The 18,987-nt window shown below is 45.2% G+C and carries 10 protein-coding genes and 5 pseudogenes; 9 read left to right on the top strand and 6 right to left on the bottom strand.

All coding sequences use genetic code 11. From position 1 onward, the window contains the following. Nucleotides 1–70: 70 nt before the first annotated feature. From F0229_RS07515 to dapD, 4 genes and pseudogenes are all read left to right on the top strand, one after another. Nucleotides 71–316, top strand: a pseudogene (locus F0229_RS07515) (hypothetical protein); the annotation flags it as partial. Then, nucleotides 312–980 (top strand): annotated as a pseudogene (locus F0229_RS07510) (GGGtGRT protein); the annotation flags it as partial. The pseudogenes F0229_RS07515 and F0229_RS07510, both read left to right, overlap by 5 nt. 228 nt (nt 981–1,208) lie before the next feature. Beyond that, a pseudogene (locus F0229_RS07505) lies at nt 1,209–1,841 on the top strand (MarC family protein). 258 nt (nt 1,842–2,099) lie between these two features. Continuing rightward, the gene (gene dapD, locus F0229_RS07500; RefSeq protein ID WP_017059885.1) at nt 2,100–3,131 is read left to right on the top strand and encodes a 2,3,4,5-tetrahydropyridine-2,6-dicarboxylate N-succinyltransferase; all 1,032 of its coding nucleotides are present in this window, start codon (nt 2,100–2,102) and stop codon (nt 3,129–3,131) included. A 414-nt stretch (nt 3,132–3,545) separates the two neighbouring features. On the opposite strand, the gene F0229_RS07495 is transcribed toward dapD, so the two are convergent. Beyond that, a complete protein-coding gene (locus tag F0229_RS07495) occupies nt 3,546–4,577 on the bottom strand; it encodes an IS110 family transposase (RefSeq protein ID WP_102398621.1) in 1,032 nt (343 codons plus the stop codon). 254 nt (nt 4,578–4,831) lie between these two features. On the opposite strand from F0229_RS07495, the gene F0229_RS07490 reads away from it, so the two are divergent. The 3 genes and pseudogenes from F0229_RS07490 (at nt 4,832) to F0229_RS07485 (ending at nt 6,584) form a co-directional block, all read left to right on the top strand. Beyond that, entirely contained in the window at nt 4,832–5,176 is a 345-nt protein-coding gene (locus F0229_RS07490; RefSeq protein ID WP_253820979.1) for a helix-turn-helix domain-containing protein, read from the top strand. A gap of 180 nt (nt 5,177–5,356) precedes the next feature. Further along, nucleotides 5,357–5,539, top strand: a complete 183-nt coding sequence (locus F0229_RS22050) for a YciI family protein (RefSeq protein WP_367613537.1) — start codon at nt 5,357–5,359, stop codon at nt 5,537–5,539. A 130-nt stretch (nt 5,540–5,669) separates the two neighbouring features. After that, nucleotides 5,670–6,584: pseudogene (locus F0229_RS07485) on the top strand (IS5 family transposase). 425 nt (nt 6,585–7,009) lie between these two features. Here F0229_RS07485 and F0229_RS07480 read toward each other — a convergent pair. Further along, entirely contained in the window at nt 7,010–8,296 is a 1,287-nt protein-coding gene (locus tag F0229_RS07480; protein WP_171732559.1) for a serine hydrolase, read from the bottom strand. 374 nt (nt 8,297–8,670) lie between these two features. Beyond that, nucleotides 8,671–12,594, bottom strand: coding sequence for a phosphoribosylformylglycinamidine synthase (gene purL, locus F0229_RS07475; protein ID WP_171732558.1), 3,924 nt, complete (start codon nt 12,592–12,594; stop codon nt 8,671–8,673). 329 nt (nt 12,595–12,923) lie between these two features. On the opposite strand from purL, the gene mltF reads away from it, so the two are divergent. After that, entirely contained in the window at nt 12,924–14,492 is a 1,569-nt protein-coding gene (mltF, locus tag F0229_RS07470; protein WP_065584391.1) for a membrane-bound lytic murein transglycosylase MltF, read from the top strand. Between the two features lie 316 nt (nt 14,493–14,808). Then, the gene (locus tag F0229_RS21965; protein WP_017059878.1) at nt 14,809–14,940 is read left to right on the top strand and encodes a hypothetical protein; all 132 of its coding nucleotides are present in this window, start codon (nt 14,809–14,811) and stop codon (nt 14,938–14,940) included. A 61-nt stretch (nt 14,941–15,001) separates the two neighbouring features. On the opposite strand, the pseudogene tadA reads toward F0229_RS21965, so the two are convergent. The 3 genes and pseudogenes from tadA to F0229_RS07455 form a co-directional block, all read right to left on the bottom strand. Continuing rightward, a pseudogene (gene tadA / locus F0229_RS07465) lies at nt 15,002–15,606 on the bottom strand (tRNA adenosine(34) deaminase TadA). Between the two features lie 86 nt (nt 15,607–15,692). Continuing rightward, nucleotides 15,693–16,982: a hemolysin family protein gene (locus F0229_RS07460; RefSeq protein WP_017059876.1), complete on the bottom strand. Its 1,290-nt coding sequence runs from the start codon at nt 16,980–16,982 to the stop codon at nt 15,693–15,695. Between the two features lie 214 nt (nt 16,983–17,196). After that, the gene (locus tag F0229_RS07455) at nt 17,197–18,759 is read right to left on the bottom strand and encodes an AbgT family transporter (protein ID WP_017059875.1); all 1,563 of its coding nucleotides are present in this window, start codon (nt 18,757–18,759) and stop codon (nt 17,197–17,199) included. Between the last annotated feature and the right edge of the window lie 228 nt (nt 18,760–18,987).

Below are 18,987 nucleotides of genomic sequence, written 5' to 3'. Positions count from 1 at the left end.
CACCTCTTCCAACACGTCCTGTTTTCTCAACGCCCTAGGCCTTAAATGGCTCTATAAGTGAGAAAACATTATGCACTACTCTTCAGAAATTCAATCAATGTGCCCTATTCAAAGGGGTGATCTTCACAATTCAGCTCCAATTCCAGTTGAAGGCGCAATGGTTAGCCCAAAAGATGTCATCGCTATTTCTGGCTTAAGCCACGGTGTTGGCACTTGTGCACCACAACAAGGTGCAGCCAAACTGACACTTAACGTAAAAAGCGGCATCATCGAAGAAGCGCTCATCGAAACAATTGGTTGTTCAGGCATGACTCAATGAAGAGAGCCATTGTTTTGCTTTCCTTGCGGGCCATGAATCTTTTGCTGCAGCAGAAGGGGCGATTAAAATTGCGCTAAACGTCAACAAATCACGTCAAAACCCATTGAAAGTGATCTTAAATGGCCTAGGTAAAGATGCCGCTTATCTTATCTCACGCATCAACGGCTTCACTTACGTGCGCACTCAATACGATTACCAAACGGGTGAGTTAGTTGAAACAGAACGTCGCCGCTTCTCACAAGGCCCTCGTGGAGAGATCTTGTGTTACGGCGCAGATGATGTACGTGAAGGTGTAGCGATCATGCACCGAGAAGAAGTGGATGTGAGTATCACGGGTAACTCAACCAACCCAACACGCTTCCAACACCCTGTTGCTGGTATCTACAAAGCAGAGCGTACTCGCCAAGGTTTACCTTACTTCTCAGTTGCTTCAGGCGGCGGTACGGGTCGAACATTGCACCCAGATAACGTGGCAGCTGGCCCAGCGTCTTACGGCATGACAGATACCATGGGCAGAATGCACGCTGATGCTCAGTTCGCAGGCAGTTCTTCCGTTCCTGCTCACGTGGCAATGATGGGCTTCATCGGTATGGGTAACAACCCAATGGTCGGTGCGACAGTTGCATTGGCTGTGGCGGTGAGCGAATCTTTGAACGCATAACGACAAAATTGAGCGCCGCAATCTATCCATTGCTTGATTCCGTTAATTGAGAATCAAGCAATAACGGACGACCAAAACTCTACACCTATCACTAAAACCAAACGGCCAGCCTTATGCTGGCTGTTTTTTATTCACACTTGCTCTACTATCTATTTCTAATAATTATTTGTATCTAAGATTAAATACATTCTGCTGTCGTATTTAACTACATATTTTCAAAGGAATAATATGAAAGAGCTCATCATTCATACCATTACCGTGTTCATGGGCTTTTTTGCCATCATGAACCCTATCGCCAACACACCGATCTTTCTTTGATTAACAGGTGATAATGATAGGGAAACGGTCAAGTCTATCGCTTTCCGCTCAGTGTTCATCGCCTTCATCATCGTCAGCACCTTTGCTGTCTCGGGTAAACTCATCTTCGACCTCTTTGGTATCACGCTTTACGCGCTTCGTATCACCGGCGGGATCCTCGTGTTCTTGATTGGCTTTCATATGCTGCAAGGTGACTCAACACACTCTAAAGCAAAAGAGAAGGTCAACTCAGACGCTCAACAAGATGCGGCGCTCAGTATCGCCGTCTCGCCACTGGCAATGCCAATATTAGCCGGACCGGGCACCATTGCCACCGCGATGAACTTTGCCAGCACCGAAGGCATCTACGAAACCATCGTCGCCTTTGGCCTACTATGCGCCTTAACCTACGTATTGTTTGTATTTGGCGAGCGCTTCGTTAAAGCCGTTGGACCAAGCGCACTGAACGTGATTACTCGAATGATGGGGTTGATACTCGCGGTAATCGGTATGCAGATGTTGATTGAAGGGATTGAGCAAGCTTATAAGGCACTGTTTATCTAAAGAGGGGATTCACAGGAGAATGTTGATTAACGCACCAATCAATTTGTGTTGATCTGCAGTGTTTTCTCATTGCAGAAAACTATCTCTCAAAAGACAAGCAATATCATTTTACAGACTTTATCCCGATACGCCCTTTCATAACGAGGGCGCTCTCTTTATGATGAACGCAATTAAATTAACTTTGCTAACGGCAGCGCTTGTTATTCGAGCCGTTGTTTTGGAATAGCAAAATCAAGACTCAACACATGGAGATTCAACATGGCTTATTTTTCACTAGCCTTCGGTACGGCAACCAAAAATCGCGACAATAAAATCATTGAAGCGTTCTTCCCTAACCCGCTTCTAAACCCAAGCGACGCTCTTGTAGCAGCTGTAGCTGAAGTGTCAGGTTACGCTGAAGGCAACCAAGCTATCGAAATCTCTGCTGCACAAAGCGCAGAACTGGCGAAAGCATTCGCAGCAAACGATGATGCAGCTAACGCATCTTTCGCAGAAAAAGCGGCAGCGTCTGAACAGCCACTTGTTCTTGTTGTTCTTGCTACTGACGAGAAGCCAGCATCAGTTGCTGAAGGCTTCCTAAAGCTACAACTTATCTCTAACCGCCTAGTACAACCACACGGTACGGTACTGGACGGCATCTTCGGTCTACTGCACAACATCGCATGGACAAACGAAGGCCCTATCGATCTTCCTGAGCTCGCTGAGCGTCAAATCGAAGCTCGCCTTGCGGGTCGCGCTCTGTCTGTAGATTGCGTAGACAAGTTCCCTAAAATGGTAGATTACGTGGTACCAACAGGTATTCGTATTGCTGATACTTCTCGTGTTCGTCTTGGCGCACACGTAGGCGAAGGCACAACAGTAATGCACGAAGGTTTCATCAACTTCAATGCAGGTACTACCGGCGTGAGCATGGTTGAAGGTCGTATCTCTGCGGGTGTTGTTGTGGGTAACGGTTCAGACATCGGCGGCGGCGCTTCTATCATGGGTACTCTGTCAGGTGGCGGTACTATGGTTATCTCTATCGGCGAAAACTGCCTACTAGGCGCAAACGCTGGTCTTGGTTTCCCAATGGGCGACCGTTGTACGGTTGAGTCTGGTCTTTACGTGACTGCGGGTACTAAGGTTCGCATGTTAGATAAAGAAGGCAACGAAGTAGAAATCATTAAAGCTCGTGACCTTGCTGGTGTTTCTGATCTTCTGTTCCGTCGCAACTCGATCACTGGTCAAATTGAGTGCCTAGCGAACAAGTCTGCTGTTGAACTGAACAGCGAGCTACACAGCAACAACTAATCTATGCGCTAGATGCTAGATGCTAGATGCTAGATGCTAGATGCTAGATGCTAGATGCTAGATGCTAAATGCTAAATGCTAAATGCTAAATGCTAAATGCTAAATGCTAAAAAATAATAAGCCGCTGGGGTTCAATCCAGCGGCTTTTTTGTATGTTCTGGGAATCATTATTGCCCCATTCCGTATATGGAATCCACGTATTTACAAAGTGATTTTGGCAATAAAAGTTAAGATGCGGTCGTATATTCGGCTTCTTATTGAAGGAGCTACCCTCTAGCCTTTGATGTTTTGCGCACCTACTGTCCTTATCGCGCTAGCAGCTTTTTACAGCATGACAGAATGGCCAGGTTCTCAGTAGGTTGGTCTTACCTTTTATGCATCATCATTTTGTAAAATTTAAAAATTTGGTAGTGATTAATGAGTGAGTAATACTGGTTTATATTCAGTCTCATACCGAAGCATTGCCCACGCAGTACGTACCACTTTGTTAGCCAGTGCAATGCAGGCCTTCTTGAAGCCGATACGATCTATGATGCTCCTCAACCAAGCGTCCTTCTGAGTCTTCGGTTTTTCGGGTAGTCGCCCAACGTATGACATTGCGCCAAGATAAAGAAGCGAGCGTAGCTCCTTCACACCACCGCATTTATCGATCCCAATCATAAAAACTTTGCCTCCTGAACTGTGCTGTTTAGGTGTAAGACCAACAAATGCTGAAGCTTGTCTTCCATTCTTGAACTGCTTTCCATCACCAAGAGTTGTATAGAGCATCGCAGCAGTTGTTTCACCAACCCCTTCAATGCCCATTAATCGTTGGCACGGCTCTATCTGACGGGTTAAAGCATTTTTCTCTTTTTCGAATGCGATGAGTTTTGCTTTAAGTTCTTTATATTGCTCCCAAAGCATCGACAGAACGGATACGACATTGGAGGGTATTGGTGTATCGCCATCAAGCACGGTTTGAACCGACGCTTTTAAGCCTTTTTCACCTCTAGGGTTTGCTATCCCGTAGCCCAAAATTGTCCCTCTAATGTGAAGAGCTAGGGAAACAACACTACGAGATAAGAATCTACGGCTAGTTTCTAAAGAATGCATAGCTTGTTGTTCCAATGACTTTGGACGACTGTACTTGATACCAATTTGTATAGCGGCGTTAGCGATGGCGAGAGCATCATTATGATCCGTTTTATGACCTTCTAGGTATCCTTTCACCTTCTTAGGGTTAATGATTCGGACTTCATGCCCAAGTTTTTCTGCTAATTGCCCCCAGTAATGGCAACCGCAACAACCTTCCATGGCGACAATCGAAGGCTTAGCCTTTGCCAAGAACTCTTTCATCTTCTGGCGACTCAGAGGTTTATTGGACATTAGCTCACCATGAATGCTGATATGGCAGGCTTGAAGAACATTTTTTGCTAAGTCGATAGCGATAACATTTTTAGTCAACATATTGGAACCCTCGGTTTTTTCTCACACTCCTAAGTCTAGATTGCTAAGGAGGGAGTGGATTCCATACATCATGTTGAGTTGCGCGATCCAGCCATAACAATAAGTAATACATTTATAGAGTCGAGGCACCTAAACTTCTCAATATTACTTTCTCGAACCCAAGAAAAATTCTCACCAGTTTGCTATTAAAAACATAGTAATCTTCTGTGTGTTTGATTATGCTTTAATATGAACCTAATGGTATATAGATCAAAATGAAAAAAATCCCGTACCTTGGTAAACCAGTTCGTGGTTCGGAAACAGGCAATCCAATCATGGCATTATTTGATTTGCTAGGACGACGCTGGGCTATGGGGGTTCTATGGCAGTTATGTTCAGGTGGACCTTGTACATTTCGTGAGTTGCAGAACCGTTGTGAGTCTATTTCTCCCGCTGTTTTAAATTCAAGAATTAGAGAATTAAGACAGGCAAAACTACTTGAAAAGGGCGAATTAGGTTATCAACCAACCGAATTAGGAAAGGAAATAATTTCATCAATTTATCCTTTAAAAAGTCTCGCAGAACAGTGGGTTGAATCACTTAATGAGACAGAAAAATAAAGCTTACCCACGTCGTTATGAAGACTGACTAATTCATCACTGTGATCAGAAGTCACAAACGTAAAAGGGAAGAATTATGTTTATTGTGTCATTAACGTACATTAGTGAAATATCTCAAATAGATAAGTATCTTAAGGCTCATATTGAGTACCTAATAAGAACTATGAGAAAGGGTTTTTTATTGCTTCTGGAAGAAAAGTTCCCCGTAGTGGCGGAGTCATTCTCGCAAAAGCTAGAAATCGTGGTGAACTAGAAGAAGCTCTAAACGATGACCCATTTAAAATTCATAATCTGGCTGATTATGAATTAATCGAGTTTGTGCCCACAAAATCTGCACCTGAGTTTGCCTCTTTAATTCAATGATGTCATCGATTATCTGAGATGAAAAAAATGGCAGCGTTAACATTGGTACGTGGCTTTGTTGCGTAATTCGATGGAACTAAATCAGGAACTTACGATCTGATCGTGTACATCAGTTAATCATCGTAGTCCTATGCCGAAACCTCGTTACAAAACAACTAACTGGAAACAGTACAACAAAGCCTTAATCAACCGTGGTTCACTCACTTTCTGGATTAATGAAGAAGCCATAAGTGAGTGGAAGTAAAGCAAGCAGAACAAACGTGGCAGACTTCGTCGATTCAGCGACTTAGCCATCACTTCCGCACTGATGGTGAAACGAGTCTTCTCAATGCCACTGAGAGCATTGCAAGGGTTTATCGATTCCCTGTTTAAGTTGGCTAATATTCCTGTTACCTGCCCACACTACAGTTGTATCAGTCGTAGAGCTAAGCAAGTTGAGGTTTCATTTAAGACAAAAACTAGAGGTGCAATACAGCACCTAGCCATTGATGCTACTGGCCTCAAGGTTTATGGCGAAGGTGAATGGAAGGTCAAGAAGCATGGTACTGACGGGAAGCGTAGACTACATTTAGCAGTTGACACCAGCACTCACGAAATAGTCGCAGCAGAACTGAGTTTATCTAATGTTACCGATGCAGAAGTCCTTCCTAACTTGCTGAAGCAAACACGCCGGAGAATCATCGAGATATTTGGTGATGGCGCATATGACACAAGGGATTGTCACGATGCCATACGGATTAAGCGAGCAGTTCCGCTAATCCCTCCAAGAGAGGGGGCTGCCTTCTGGGAGAATGGCCACCCTCGCAACTTAGCGGTAGTTTGCCAGAAGCTCTACGTCTCCAACAAGAAGTGGAAAATGCGTTATGGTTATCACAAGCGTTCACTCTCAGACTCAGAAACCGCGATGTATCTAGTGAAGCAGTTACTTGGTGGGAGGTTAAGCCTGAGAAATTACAATGCTCAGGTTGGAGAAACTTACGCCATGATTAAAGCGCTGAACAAGCTTACAGGGCTTGGTATGCCTGAAACTCAGTATATTGTATAAGAGTCACCCAATTTCAGGCGGTTTGGTTTTCTGTCCGAATTACGCAACAAAGCCCTGCCTGACCACAAACAAAATGAGGTTAGATGGAAATAATGTTTTTCATAATGTGAGTTAACTTAGTAATGACCAGCCTTGCCTAGGCGACTGCGAGCATAGCACGGAATATGTGTGAGGACGGGTGTCGACAACCTTATTGGCTAAATACCAAGCAGTAACGAGGGAGTCATGCTCCCTTTAACGCGATGCTAAGCTAAGCGCTACTGGTAGTTCACGATGTTAGGAGCTTTACTCCTTCGGTATTGCCTTAATCGTGTGTACCTCTAGTGCTCCCATTATTGATCATATATCTCAAAAACGCCCCGACTTGGGTCGGGGGCTAATGCTATTCCTTTAGTTAAATACCTACAAACTAAGTGAAAATTATTTTACTTGTTCGCGAAATATTTAGCTATTTCGCGAGCATAAGTTTCTTCTTGGTTCTTACCCGTGCTTGTAGAAAAAAACGCAACAACGAGATCTTTGTCCGGTGAAATGTAAATTCCCTGACCGCCTACGCCGCCCTTGTATAAATCACCATCTTCAAAGATGGTGTCGAACATATAACCGTTCTTAAGGTTTGTGTCGTTATAGAATGAATTCGCCATAACTTTACCGACGTAACCGCCCTCGAACGCTTCTTGCTTTCCGGAAGCTTGGATTCGTTGAACTACTTTTTCAGAAACCGCACCATCACCCAGTTTTGCCCCTGATGGCGTCAACAACATACCGAATTTAGCCATATCTTCGATTGTTGAGTTCATAGAGAAGAACATTAATGGATAGCCGCCGACCGGAGAAACAACCGTATACGCATCATTGTTTGCTCCCATTCTCTGCCATAAATCACGGCTGATAATTTCGTTCATTGGCAAGCCGCGAACGTTCTCAATGATTCGAGCAAGAACAAACGTGTTGATCGAGTTATATTCGAATGTTTTACCCGCTTCTTTGCGGCGCGTCATTTCACTCAGTACATCCAGCGGTTTTTGTGTTGAATCGCCATCAAATACCCCGATGGAAACTAACCATTTAAAGAAAGGTTGCTCTGGGTTAGTACGTGAATCTGGATTTGGTTCGTCGTGCTCTGTCGCGTTCAAACCTGTCGCCATGTTCGCAACGTCAATCACTTTAACAGTGTCCCAAGCTGAACCTTGAAGTTCCGGAATGTATTTTGAAACTAGGTCTTGTTCCTTAACTCTGCCTTCTTCGACTAGCTTCGCGAGTTCTATGCCTGTGGTAATTTTCGAGTTTGAAAACCAATTGTGTTTATCTATCTTACGCATTGTGTTGTAGCGCTCGAAAACAATCTCACCGTTTTTGACAACAAGGAAAGCATCAACAGGAAAATCATCTAAATGTTGGTTAAGGGTGCGTTCTTCGCCTTGCACGGTTGCTTTAATATTGCCAATATTCGCATCGATAGAGTAAGGGAACTGGTATACTGCACCGTCGCGTTCAATCTGAGCCGTGTTATAAAAGCGGCTAATGTTTTGCCAAGCAAAATGTGATTCTGCGATAGGGAATTGAAGCTTTACACGATTTCCTTTTTCAAGGAAAAAATCGTGCGTCTCTGCAACGGCTGTGTTCGTCGTTGTTTCATTAACGATCACGTTGGCCATTGCCGCGCCTGAAGACATAGCTGTTGCAATTGATAAAGCAATTAATTTTTTCATTTTGGTATCTGTCTATGATTAAGTCTAAAAAGTGTTACCTAAAGTGAACCTTAAAGCTGAGTTCGTCTGTTCCGTGTTGATGGGTTCAGTATTGACGTTTTTTTTGCCACAAACCAATCGCATATGAAGGGCCAAACCCTACTGATCTAGATTCTCAAATACCAAATACCAAGATAAGTGACTTCGCCATATCTGTAGTTATTTATGAATTTCTAATTTAGCAAATTCGCTGACACGAAAGTGTCCAATAGTTTGTTATACACACATCCACTATACGGTGATCCCTACACCACACTCACCACAAAAAAAAGCGCAGACCTTTCGATCTGCGCTTGTGGTTATTGTCCCGATAACACTGTTTAAATCGTTTTCAATTAACCCACGTTCTTACGTGCGTTTTGGAACATACGCATCCAAGCGCCATTCTCGCCCCAACCTTCCGGAGACCAAGAGTTTGCAACCGTACGGAATACACGCTCTGGGTGAGGCATCATAATTGTCACGCGGCCGTCAGTCGTTGTTAAACCTGTGATAGCGTTTGGCGAACCATTCGGGTTATTCGGGTATTGCTGCGTTTGGTTACCGTTGTTATCAACGTAACGTAGAGCAACCGTACCTGAGTTTTCAATCGCGTTTAGGTGGTCGTTATCACGTACTTCTACGCGGCCTTCACCGTGAGAAACAGCGATTGGCATACGAGAACCTTCCATGCCGTTGAAGAATACAGAATCTGACTTCTGAACTTCTACTAGGCTGAAACGTGCTTCAAAGCGCTCAGATTCGTTGCGAACGAAACGTGGCCAGTACTCCGCACCTGGGATAAGTTCACGTAGATTCGACAGCATCTGACAACCGTTACACACACCTAGAGAGAAGGTATCTTCACGCTTGAAGAAGTTTTCAAACTGGTCACGAGTAGAGTCATTAAACAAAACCGACTTCGCCCAACCTTCACCAGCACCTAGTACATCACCGTAAGAGAAGCCACCACATGCCACAAGGCCGTTGTATTCTTCTAGTACCGCTTGACCTGTTAGGATGTCGCTCATGTGAATATCAGTTGCTTCGAAGCCTGCACGGTCGAATGCTGCTGCCATTTCAACGTGAGAGTTAACACCCTGCTCACGTAGAATCGCCATCTTAGGCTTAGCACCTGTGTTGATGAACGGTGCTGCGATGTCTTCGTTTACGTCAAAGCTCAGTTTCACGTTCAGACCTGGGTCCGAGTTGTCTTTCTTCGCTTCGTGTTCTTGGTCAGCACATACTGGGTTATCACGCAGACCTTGCATCTTGTGCGTTGTCTCAGCCCAGATAGTACGTAGTTCAGTACGGTTACGTTCAATCACTACAGACTCGCCAGACTTAATCACTAGTTCATCTGATGCTTCCCCTTCACCAACAACGCTGCCAATCACATGAGAACATGCTTCTAGACCGTTAGCTGCAAGAGTAGAAAGTACTGCGTCTAGGTCGTTGTTACGGACTTGGATTACTGCACCTAGCTCTTCGTTGAACAGTGCTGCTAGCGTGTCTTCACCTAACGCTTCAATGTTTGCATTAACACCACAGTGACCTGCGAATGCCATTTCTGCTAGCGTTACGAATAGACCACCATCGCCTTTATCGTGGTAAGCGACAACTTGGTCGTTCGCTACAAGTGCTTGAACGCCTTCGTAGAAACCTTTTAGTTGCGCTGCGTTGTCTACGTCTGCTGGCTTGTCACCAAGCTGCTTGTAAACCTGTGCAAGTGCAGTTGCACCCATACGGTTTTTGCCGTTACCTAGGTCGATAAGAACTAGGCTTGTATTACCTAGTCCTTCAAGGTTATCAGGGGTGCGCAGTTGAGGAGTAATCGTCTTACGAACATCTTCAACACGTGCAAACGCAGTGATAACAAGAGATAGCGGAGACGTTACTTCTTTCTGCTCGCCATTCTCTTCCCACTTAGTCTTCATCGACATTGAGTCTTTACCCACTGGGATAGTTAGACCCAGAGCTGGACATAGTTCTTCACCAACCGCTTTAACCGCTTCGTAAAGACCTGCATCTTCACCTGGGTGACCTGCTGGAGACATCCAGTTAGCCGACAGTTTAATGTGTTTGATATCGCCGATGTTGGTCGCTGCGATGTTAGTAATTGCTTCACCAACCGCTAGACGAGCCGATGCGCCGAAGTCTAGAAGTGCCACTGGCGTACGCTCACCAAGAGACATAGCCTCACCGTGGTAAGAGTCGTAGCTTGCCGCTGTTACTGCGCAGTTAGCAACAGGAACCTGCCATGGACCAACCATTTGGTCACGAGCTACAAGGCCTGTTACCGAGCGGTCACCGATGGTGATAAGGAATGTTTTCTCAGCGACTGTTGGCAAGCGAAGAACACGGTCAACCGCTTCGTTCATCTCGATGCCAGAACGGTCAATCGCAGGGTTGTTCGCTTTTAGCGTTTTCGCGTCACGGTGCATCTTAGGTGTTTTACCTAATAGGATGTCCATTGGCATGTCGATTGGCGTGTTGTCGAAGTGTGAATCTTCTAATTTCAGATCACGTTCTTCAGTTGCTTTACCAACCACTGCGTACGGTGCACGTTCACGCTTACAAATCGCGTCGAACGTTGCCATGTCTTTATCAGCAACCGCCATTACATAACGCTCTTGAGATTCGTTACACCAGATCTCAAGTGGGCTCATGCCCGGCTCATCGTTTGGCACGTCACGTAGATTAAAGATACCGCCACGCTCGCCATCGTCGACTAGCTCAGGAAGAGCATTCGAGATACCGCCCGCGCCCACATCGTGGATAAATGCGATTGGGTTCGCATCACCAAGCTGCCAACAACGGTCGATAACTTCCTGACAACGACGCTCCATCTCTGGGTTTTCACGTTGTACAGAAGCGAAATCAAGATCTTCAGAAGAAGAACCAGAATCCATTGAAGATGCCGCACCGCCGCCAAGGCCGATGTTCATCGCAGGACCACCTAGAACGATTAGGCTTGCACCTACCGGGATCTCTTTCTTCTGAACGTGCTCATCACGGATGTTGCCAAGACCACCAGCTAGCATGATTGGTTTGTGGTAACCACGCACTTCTTCACCTGCGTGAGAGTTTACTTTCTCTTCGTAAGTACGGAAGTAGCCAAGTAGGTTTGGACGACCAAATTCGTTGTTGAATGCCGCGCCACCAAGAGGACCTTCAAGCATGATATCCAGAGCAGTAACGATACGGCTTGGCTTACCAAAGTCAGTTTCCCAAGGTTGAACGAAGTTCGGGATCTTAAGGTTAGATACAGAGAAAGCAACAAGACCCGCTTTTGGCTTACCACCAATACCGGTTGCGCCTTCATCACGGATTTCACCGCCTGAACCTGTCGATGCGCCTGGCCACGGTGAGATTGCCGTTGGGTGGTTGTGCGTTTCAACTTTCATCAAGATGTGTGTTTTTTCTTGGTGGTAGCTGTACTGGCGAGTTTCTGGATCTGGGAAGAAACGACCAACTTCAGAACCTGTCATTACCGCTGCGTTATCTTTATAAGCAGACAGAACATGTTCTGGTGTCGTTTCAAAGGTGTTCTTAATCATCTTGAACAATGATTTTTCTTGCTTAACGCCATCGATAGTCCAATCAGCGTTAAAGATCTTATGACGACAGTGCTCTGAGTTCGCTTGTGCAAACATCATTAGCTCGATGTCCGTCGGGTTACGACCTAGCTTCTCAGTGAAGCTTTCAAGAAGGTAATCAATCTCATCTTCTGCAAGTGCAAGACCTAGGGTAACGTTTGCTTTTTCAAGCGCTTTACGTCCACCAGTTAGTAGGTCAACTTCCGCGTAAGGAGCAGGCTCAGCAACGGCAAATAGTGCCGCCGCTGATTCGAAGTCAGTGAAAACCACTTCCATCATACGGTCGTGCAGGATTGCTTTCAGCTCAACAAGTTGAAGTTCAGAAAGTTCAGCAGAGGTTTCAATGTAGAAAGCAGTACCGCGCTCTAGACGTGACACTTTAGCCAGTCCGCAGTTGTGTGCGATATCTGTTGATTTTGAAGACCAAGGCGAGATAGTGCCTGGGCGTGGCGTTGCAAGCAGCAGTAAACCTTCAGGTTCATGCTCTTCAATCGTTGGACCGTAAGTCAGTAGCTTTTCTAGCTTCTCAACTTCAGACTCATCTAGGTCTGCCGTTAGATCAGCAAAGTGGGCAAACTCAGCGTAAATACCTGTTACAGGTAAGCTTAATTCACGACAAAGCTCTAAAAGCTTGTTAACACGAAACTCAGATAGAGCTGGGGAGCCACGCAAAATTCTCATGTGCTTACGTCTCTTATGCAGTTGATTAAGGTAGTATTGGAATAAATTCAGTGGGTTAAAGGAAAAACCTAACTGTTTTCTTCGAAGCTATTCCCGAAGGTTTAAAAACCTATGCCGATCCCACCTCTTCAATGCGAGCGCATTATAAAGCATTTCTTTTTGTGACGTAACACCAAAAGCAACCGTTTGCGTGATTTTTTTTATCTTTCTGCGTAAATGGTACTTTTGCTGCATTTATCACCACTTTTACAACTGTTTAATTAAACCTGCTTTGCCAGCCTTGCGGGGTTTGGTATAAAGGAGCTTCCACTTTTCGAGATTTCATTTTGATGCCTAAATTTACGCTCATCTTTTCGTCTAAGTTCCTTCTGCTCGCCATCGCCCTATTTGGGTTGGCTGGATGCCAGATTGAATCTGAACCTAAAAGTGTCCTTGAGCAGATACGAGATCGTGGCGTTCTTCGTGTCGGCACCCTAAATAACCAACTCTCTTATTACATCGGTCCTGATGGTCCTGCTGGCTTGGATTACGAATTAGCTCGTGAATTTGCGCAGGAGCTTGGTGTAAAGCTTGAGGTTAAACCCGCTTACCGTTTGTCTGGCTTGTTCCCTGCACTGCAGAAAGGCGAAATCGATCTTATCGCGACCGGCTTAACGCAAAACAACAAACTGACACGAGCTTATCGCGCCGCACCTGCTTATTACTACGTAAGCCAACAGGTCGTATACAAAAAAGGCCAGTGGCGACCGAGAAACCTTGAACAACTGATCAATTTCGAGAATGAGCGTCAGGTTGACTTTGTTAAAGCACAAACTGAATCAGAAGAGGCGGCGTCTACTGACACATTAACGCCATCTTTGGTTGTGGTGAAAGACTCACACTTTGAGCCAACACTAAAGCAGCTGCAGAAAACACACGATGACTTTATCTATGATGCGGTCGGCAATGCTGATATCAACGACCTGCTCAAAGAAGTATCGACTGGCGAGCGCTTATTTACGGTTGCGGACTCAATTGAGCTGTCACTGGCACAACGTTTATACCCAGACGTAGCTTTGGCTTTTGAACTGACAGAAGACCAACCTATCTCTTGGTATTTGCAGAAGTCTGAAGATGAAAGCCTTTATGCTCTGTTGATTGAGTTCTTCGGTAACCTAAAACAGTCTGGTGAACTGGCTTCACTAGAAGAGAAATACATCGGCCACATCGGCACTTTTGACTACGTTGATACTCGTGCCTTTATCCGCGCACTGGACAGCAAGTTGCCAAAATGGTCGCCGCTATTTCAAAGGTACTCTCAAGAATTTGATTGGCGCTTGATTGCCGCTTTGGCCTACCAAGAATCACACTGGAACCCTGTTGCGCGCTCACCAACGGGTGTTCGTGGCATGATGATGTTGACACTGCCCACCGCGAAGAGTGTTGGGGTAACCAACCGTCTCGACCCGAACCAGTCGGTACAAGGCGGTGTTGAGTACCTGCGTCGTATCGTGAACCGAGTACCAGATTCAATCACTCAACACGAAAAGATCTGGTTTGCACTTGCTTCATACAATGTCGGTTACGGGCACATGATGGACGCGCGTCGCCTCACGAAGGCACAAGGTGGCGATCCCGATGCTTGGGGCGATGTGAAAGACAGACTGCCTCTGTTAAGACAGAAGAAGTACTACAGCCAAACTCGCTACGGCTATGCGCGTGGTGATGAAGCTAGAAATTACGTTGAGAACATTCGCCGTTATTACCAAAGCATTATTGGCCATGTAAATAAGCGCAATAAAGAACAAGAAGCGACCCTTGAAGGTTTGGTGGTGATCCCACCTTTAGAAACCTCAGGTGCTGAATCGAGTATCAGCGCAGCTCAGTCGACAGTAAGCAGTTCTGAGCCTTCACAGTAAAACCCAAAAGAGCAATGCCATCTAGCATTGCTCTTTTTTATTGTCTTTTTTCGACTCTTCTTTCGTCACTAAGGGATAAGGGAGGCAGGCAAGAAAATGATGATGAGATCTAGAGTGTCATATTGCAGTAACAATCGAACCTTATAACGGCACACCACAATCAAGATTATGCTCTGTTGCACTGCAATGCTGGCTTTAGACTAGAACTGCTCTTCTATTTAAGCCAAGCGTGCGACAGGCCAAACAAACGAATAACACTATAATTAAATCGTTAGTCCAAACTAAAAAGTCAGACGACAAATAGGAAATCATTGAAATGATGAAGAAACTGAAATCGAAACGCCTTGATAAGACCGTTGCTGCAAACCGTCGTAAGCGTATGCTTTCAAATAATAAGAAGAAGATCATTTGGCGCAATCGCGCTTTCATGCAGATGATTGCTGAGTAAATGTAGTTACTCAGTCAGTTTGCTTGGCACTCTTGCGATAGAGAGTGCCGAAAGTACGCTGCTATTTCTTATTGCCAGCCTTCATCTCTGCTTCTAAACGCTGCTCTTCCAACAGACGTTCTTGCTTTCGCTTCTCTTTTATCTCTTTTCTACGACGCTTGAAAAACGCTTGTAATTGCTCACGGCACTCTTCCTCTAACAAACCATGTTCAACGTCGGCATAGTGGTATGAGGCCTGGCTTTCAAACAAATTCAACACTGTACCTGCAGCGCCTGCTTTTAAGTCTGGAGCACCAAACACAATGCGCTTTACTCGGCTGTGTAGCAAGGCACCTGCGCACATTGGGCAAGGCTCTAGCGTAACGTATAAAGTGGTATCGAGTAGCCGATAGTTTTCTAAGGTTTGACCGGCTTTACGCAAGGTTTCAATTTCTGCGTGTGCCGTAGCATCGTGGCTGCCAATCGAACGGTTCCATCCTTCAGAGATAATCTCCCCATCTTTTACTAATACTGCACCAACAGGAACCTCTCCCTCGCTCTCTGCTTGCGTAGCCACCTCGATGGCGCGTCGCATGAAGATTTCATCTTGAGGGGTGAATTGATGGTCTGACAAAGGGAACTCCAGAAACAAAGGATAAAAACGAAAATAGGTATGCGGTGAAGCATACCTAATCTTAGAGATAATGAACAATAAAGAGGTAATAGACAACAACAGACAATGAACCATTGCCGCTTGCTGGTTGGTCGAACTGTTAGCTATTAGCGTCTTCTGTGTCACCGGCTATTGGCGTCGCTTTGATGCTCACAATACGGTTATTCTCAACAGAGATAATTTCAAACTGCCACTGCTGGTATTGAACAACTTCGCCTGCATCCGGTAAGCGCCCTATTAACCATGTCACAAGGCCATTCAGCGTTTGGAAGCTCTCGCTTTCGCCCTCAAAATCCGATAGCTCTAAACGGTTTTTCAGTTCACTGATAGGAATCAATCCATCCACCAACAAACCGTCTTCCACTTGCTCGGTCCAAAGATCGTTCGGATTATTCGATAGCTCGCCAGCAATCGCCTCAAGAATATCGTAATGAGTCACAAGACCTTGAACATCGCCATACTCGTCGACAATGAATGCCATCTCGGTGCCCGACTCTTTAAAGTAGCCAAGTAGACGCAGAGCTTTCATCGATTCTGGAACATAGATCGGCGAGCGAGACAGCCCCATGATCACTTGAATGCTTAGATTGCCCGCCTGATTCAGCAAGGCTTTGGCTGACACTGTACCCACCACTTTGTTGAGGTGATCTTGGCACAATGGAAACACACTGTGTTTTGATGAACGCAGTTTCTTTAATATCTGCTCAACGGGTTGGTCGACATCCAGAAAGTCGATGTCTCGACGCGGAGTCATCAATGAGCTCACAAGACGATCATCAAGCTGCAAGATATTACGAATCATCTCTTGTTCGCCGCGTTCAATCACACCCGATTCTGAGCCCTCTTTCACAAGTGCATGGATATCATCTTCGGTAACGCTATCTTCTTCACCGCCTCGGCCCATCAACTTAAGAATACCTTCCGTTGAAGCCGACAACGCAAACACAAACGGCGTCGCGATTTTAGATAACCAGAAGATTGGCAGCGCGACTAACACAGCAATGTTTTCAGCTTGAGACTGAGCAAAACGCTTTGGTACCAACTCACCGACAACGATAGCGAAATAAGTAATACCTACCACCACAACCGCAGTAGACAAGATGTTCGCTTGTGTTGGGTCTAGTCCCCACAGTTCAAGTTGAACGGCTAGTGGAGCCGATAGCGTCGCCTCACCCACAATCCCGCTGAGTAGGCCGATTACCGTGATACCGATTTGGATTGTAGAGAGGAAGCGGGTTGGGTTTTCTTTGAGATCAAGAGCAACCTGAGCGGAGCGGTGTTTTTCGGCTAAGCGTTTCAGCCGACTATTTTTTGCTGCTACCAATGCAATCTCAGACATGGCAAACAGACCATTTAAAACAATTAACCCTACTAAAAGCAGAATTTTCATGTGGCTTGGATTTCCTAAATTTACCGGCCAACAATTAGCCGTAATCCGGAGTATAAGCTGAGTGCCTTTATTTTGAATATAAAAAGTTTTGGATATAGAAAGTTTTGGATATAAAAACCTTGGATATAAAAAACGGAAAAAATAGCGAAAAAAAGCCCGCACATTTCGGTGCGGGCTTAGCAATGAATAAAGCTTAGTTTTGCTTAGTTCAATCTTACATTGTGTAAGTGTAAGGTGCTTGGATACCTAGTGGGATACCAAGAGCCCAGTAAGCTAGCAAGAAGATAGACCAACCGATTAACATCGCAATCGAGAATGGCATCATTAGAGAAGCTAGAGTACCGATACCTGTCGACTTAACGTAGCGCTGACAGTAAACAACAACCAGTGGGAAGAACACCATTAGTGGAGAGATGATGTTAGACACTGAGTCACCTACACGGTAAGCCGCTTGAGATAGCTCAGGAGAGATACCCACAACCATTAGCATTGGAACTAGGATAGGACCAATCAGTGCCCACTTAGCTGAAGCAGAACCAACAAGAAGGTTAACTGCAGCCGTTAGTAGAATCATACCAACAACCGTTGCTTCACCTGGAAGGTCCATCGCTTTCAAGCCTTCAGCACCGTAAAGTGCCAGCATAGTACCGATGTTTGATTGAGCGAATGCAGATAGGAACTGAGCACAGAAGAACGACATTACAATGTATGCGCCCATCGTTGCCATCGTCTCAGACATTGCTTTGATAACATCATTACTATTCTTGAATGTACCCGCTACACGGCCGTAGACGATACCCGGAATAATAAACAGGATGAAGATCAGAGGAACGATAGACTTCATTACTGGTGCTGAGAACGCCGTTAATTCGCCTTCAGGTGAACGAAGTGCTGAGTTTTCAGGCATTAGAGCCGCGATAAGCAGACCAATACCGGCAACCATTGCCCAACCAGCGAATTTGAATGCTTTAGATTCAATGGCTGTGAACGTACCTAGATCAGGTGCTTGTTCTGCATCTTCATCTACAGGCGTATTAGCAAGACGAGGCTCGATAATTTTCTCTGTAACGTACCAACCAATTGCCACAATTAGAATTGAAGACAAACCAGTAAAGAAGATGTTCGCTAGAGGGTTGATCACATATGCAGGGTCAAGAACGTTTGCCGCTGTTTGAGTGAAACCAGCTAGTAGCGGATCAATACCTGAAGGGATAAAGTTCGCTGAGAAACCACCTGATACACCAGCAAACGCTGCTGCAATACCCGCTAGAGGGTGACGACCCGCAGCGTGGAAGATGATACCGCCAAGAGGGATTACTAGAACGTAACCTGCATCAGCTGCTGTGTGAGACACGATAGCAACCAAGATTAGCATCGGCGTTAGTAGCTTAGCTGGCGTGAAGTTAAGCATCTTCTTAAGGCCAGTCGTAATGAAGCCTGAAGAGTCTGCAACGCCAACACCTAGCATAGCAACAAGTACGATGCCTAGAGGTGCGAAGCCTGTGAACGTGGTAACCATATTCGCTAGGAAGCTAGCAAGCGCTTCACCAGTTAGTAGGTTGTTTACTTCAAGAGCAGCACCCGTTTGAGGGTTGATTAAGTCGAATGAAAGATTCGATAAAAGTGCAGATGCTACCCATACAATAACTAGAGCCCAGAAGAACAGGATTGCTGGATCTGGAATTTTGTTGCCGGCGCGTTCAATGAAGTTTAGAAAGCGGTCCATACCACTGATCTTCTCAGTCGATGGTGCTTTTTTTACGGCTTGGTTACTCATTGTAACTCCATATGTGATGTTGTTTTGTTTAGGCCTAATATAAGTTTTGACCACGGCCTATTGGTACAGCACATATTCTATTAAAGTCGTTGTTAAAAAGCACAAGATTCCACCTGATTTTCCATAAATGGAGACATATTTTGCAAAAATACCATACAACCACAACAATATAAAAACATAAAAAACACCATTCCATATACAGAGTTTTAACTGGCACGTAAACAATGT

The organism is Vibrio sp. AIC-3 (assembly GCF_013114515.1).
GTDB classification, from domain to species: Bacteria; Pseudomonadota; Gammaproteobacteria; order Enterobacterales; family Vibrionaceae; genus Vibrio; species Vibrio crassostreae_C.
This window is presented reverse-complemented; position numbering and strand designations above follow the sequence as displayed.

Excerpts from the sequence above, each read along its gene's own strand:
- dapD (WP_017059885.1), top strand. The coding sequence starts at position 2,100 with ATGGCTTATTTTTCACTAGCCTTCGGTACGGCAACCAAAAATCGCGAC.
- F0229_RS07495 (WP_102398621.1), bottom strand. The coding sequence starts at position 4,577 with ATGTTGACTAAAAATGTTATCGCTATCGACTTAGCAAAAAATGTTCTT.
- F0229_RS07490 (WP_253820979.1), top strand. The coding sequence starts at position 4,832 with ATGAAAAAAATCCCGTACCTTGGTAAACCAGTTCGTGGTTCGGAAACA.
- F0229_RS07480 (WP_171732559.1), bottom strand. The coding sequence starts at position 8,296 with ATGAAAAAATTAATTGCTTTATCAATTGCAACAGCTATGTCTTCAGGC.
- purL (WP_171732558.1), bottom strand. The coding sequence starts at position 12,594 with ATGAGAATTTTGCGTGGCTCCCCAGCTCTATCTGAGTTTCGTGTTAAC.
- mltF (WP_065584391.1), top strand. The coding sequence starts at position 12,924 with ATGCCTAAATTTACGCTCATCTTTTCGTCTAAGTTCCTTCTGCTCGCC.
- F0229_RS21965 (WP_017059878.1), top strand. The coding sequence starts at position 14,809 with ATGATGAAGAAACTGAAATCGAAACGCCTTGATAAGACCGTTGCTGCA.
- F0229_RS07460 (WP_017059876.1), bottom strand. The coding sequence starts at position 16,982 with ATGAAAATTCTGCTTTTAGTAGGGTTAATTGTTTTAAATGGTCTGTTT.
- F0229_RS07455 (WP_017059875.1), bottom strand. The coding sequence starts at position 18,759 with ATGAGTAACCAAGCCGTAAAAAAAGCACCATCGACTGAGAAGATCAGT.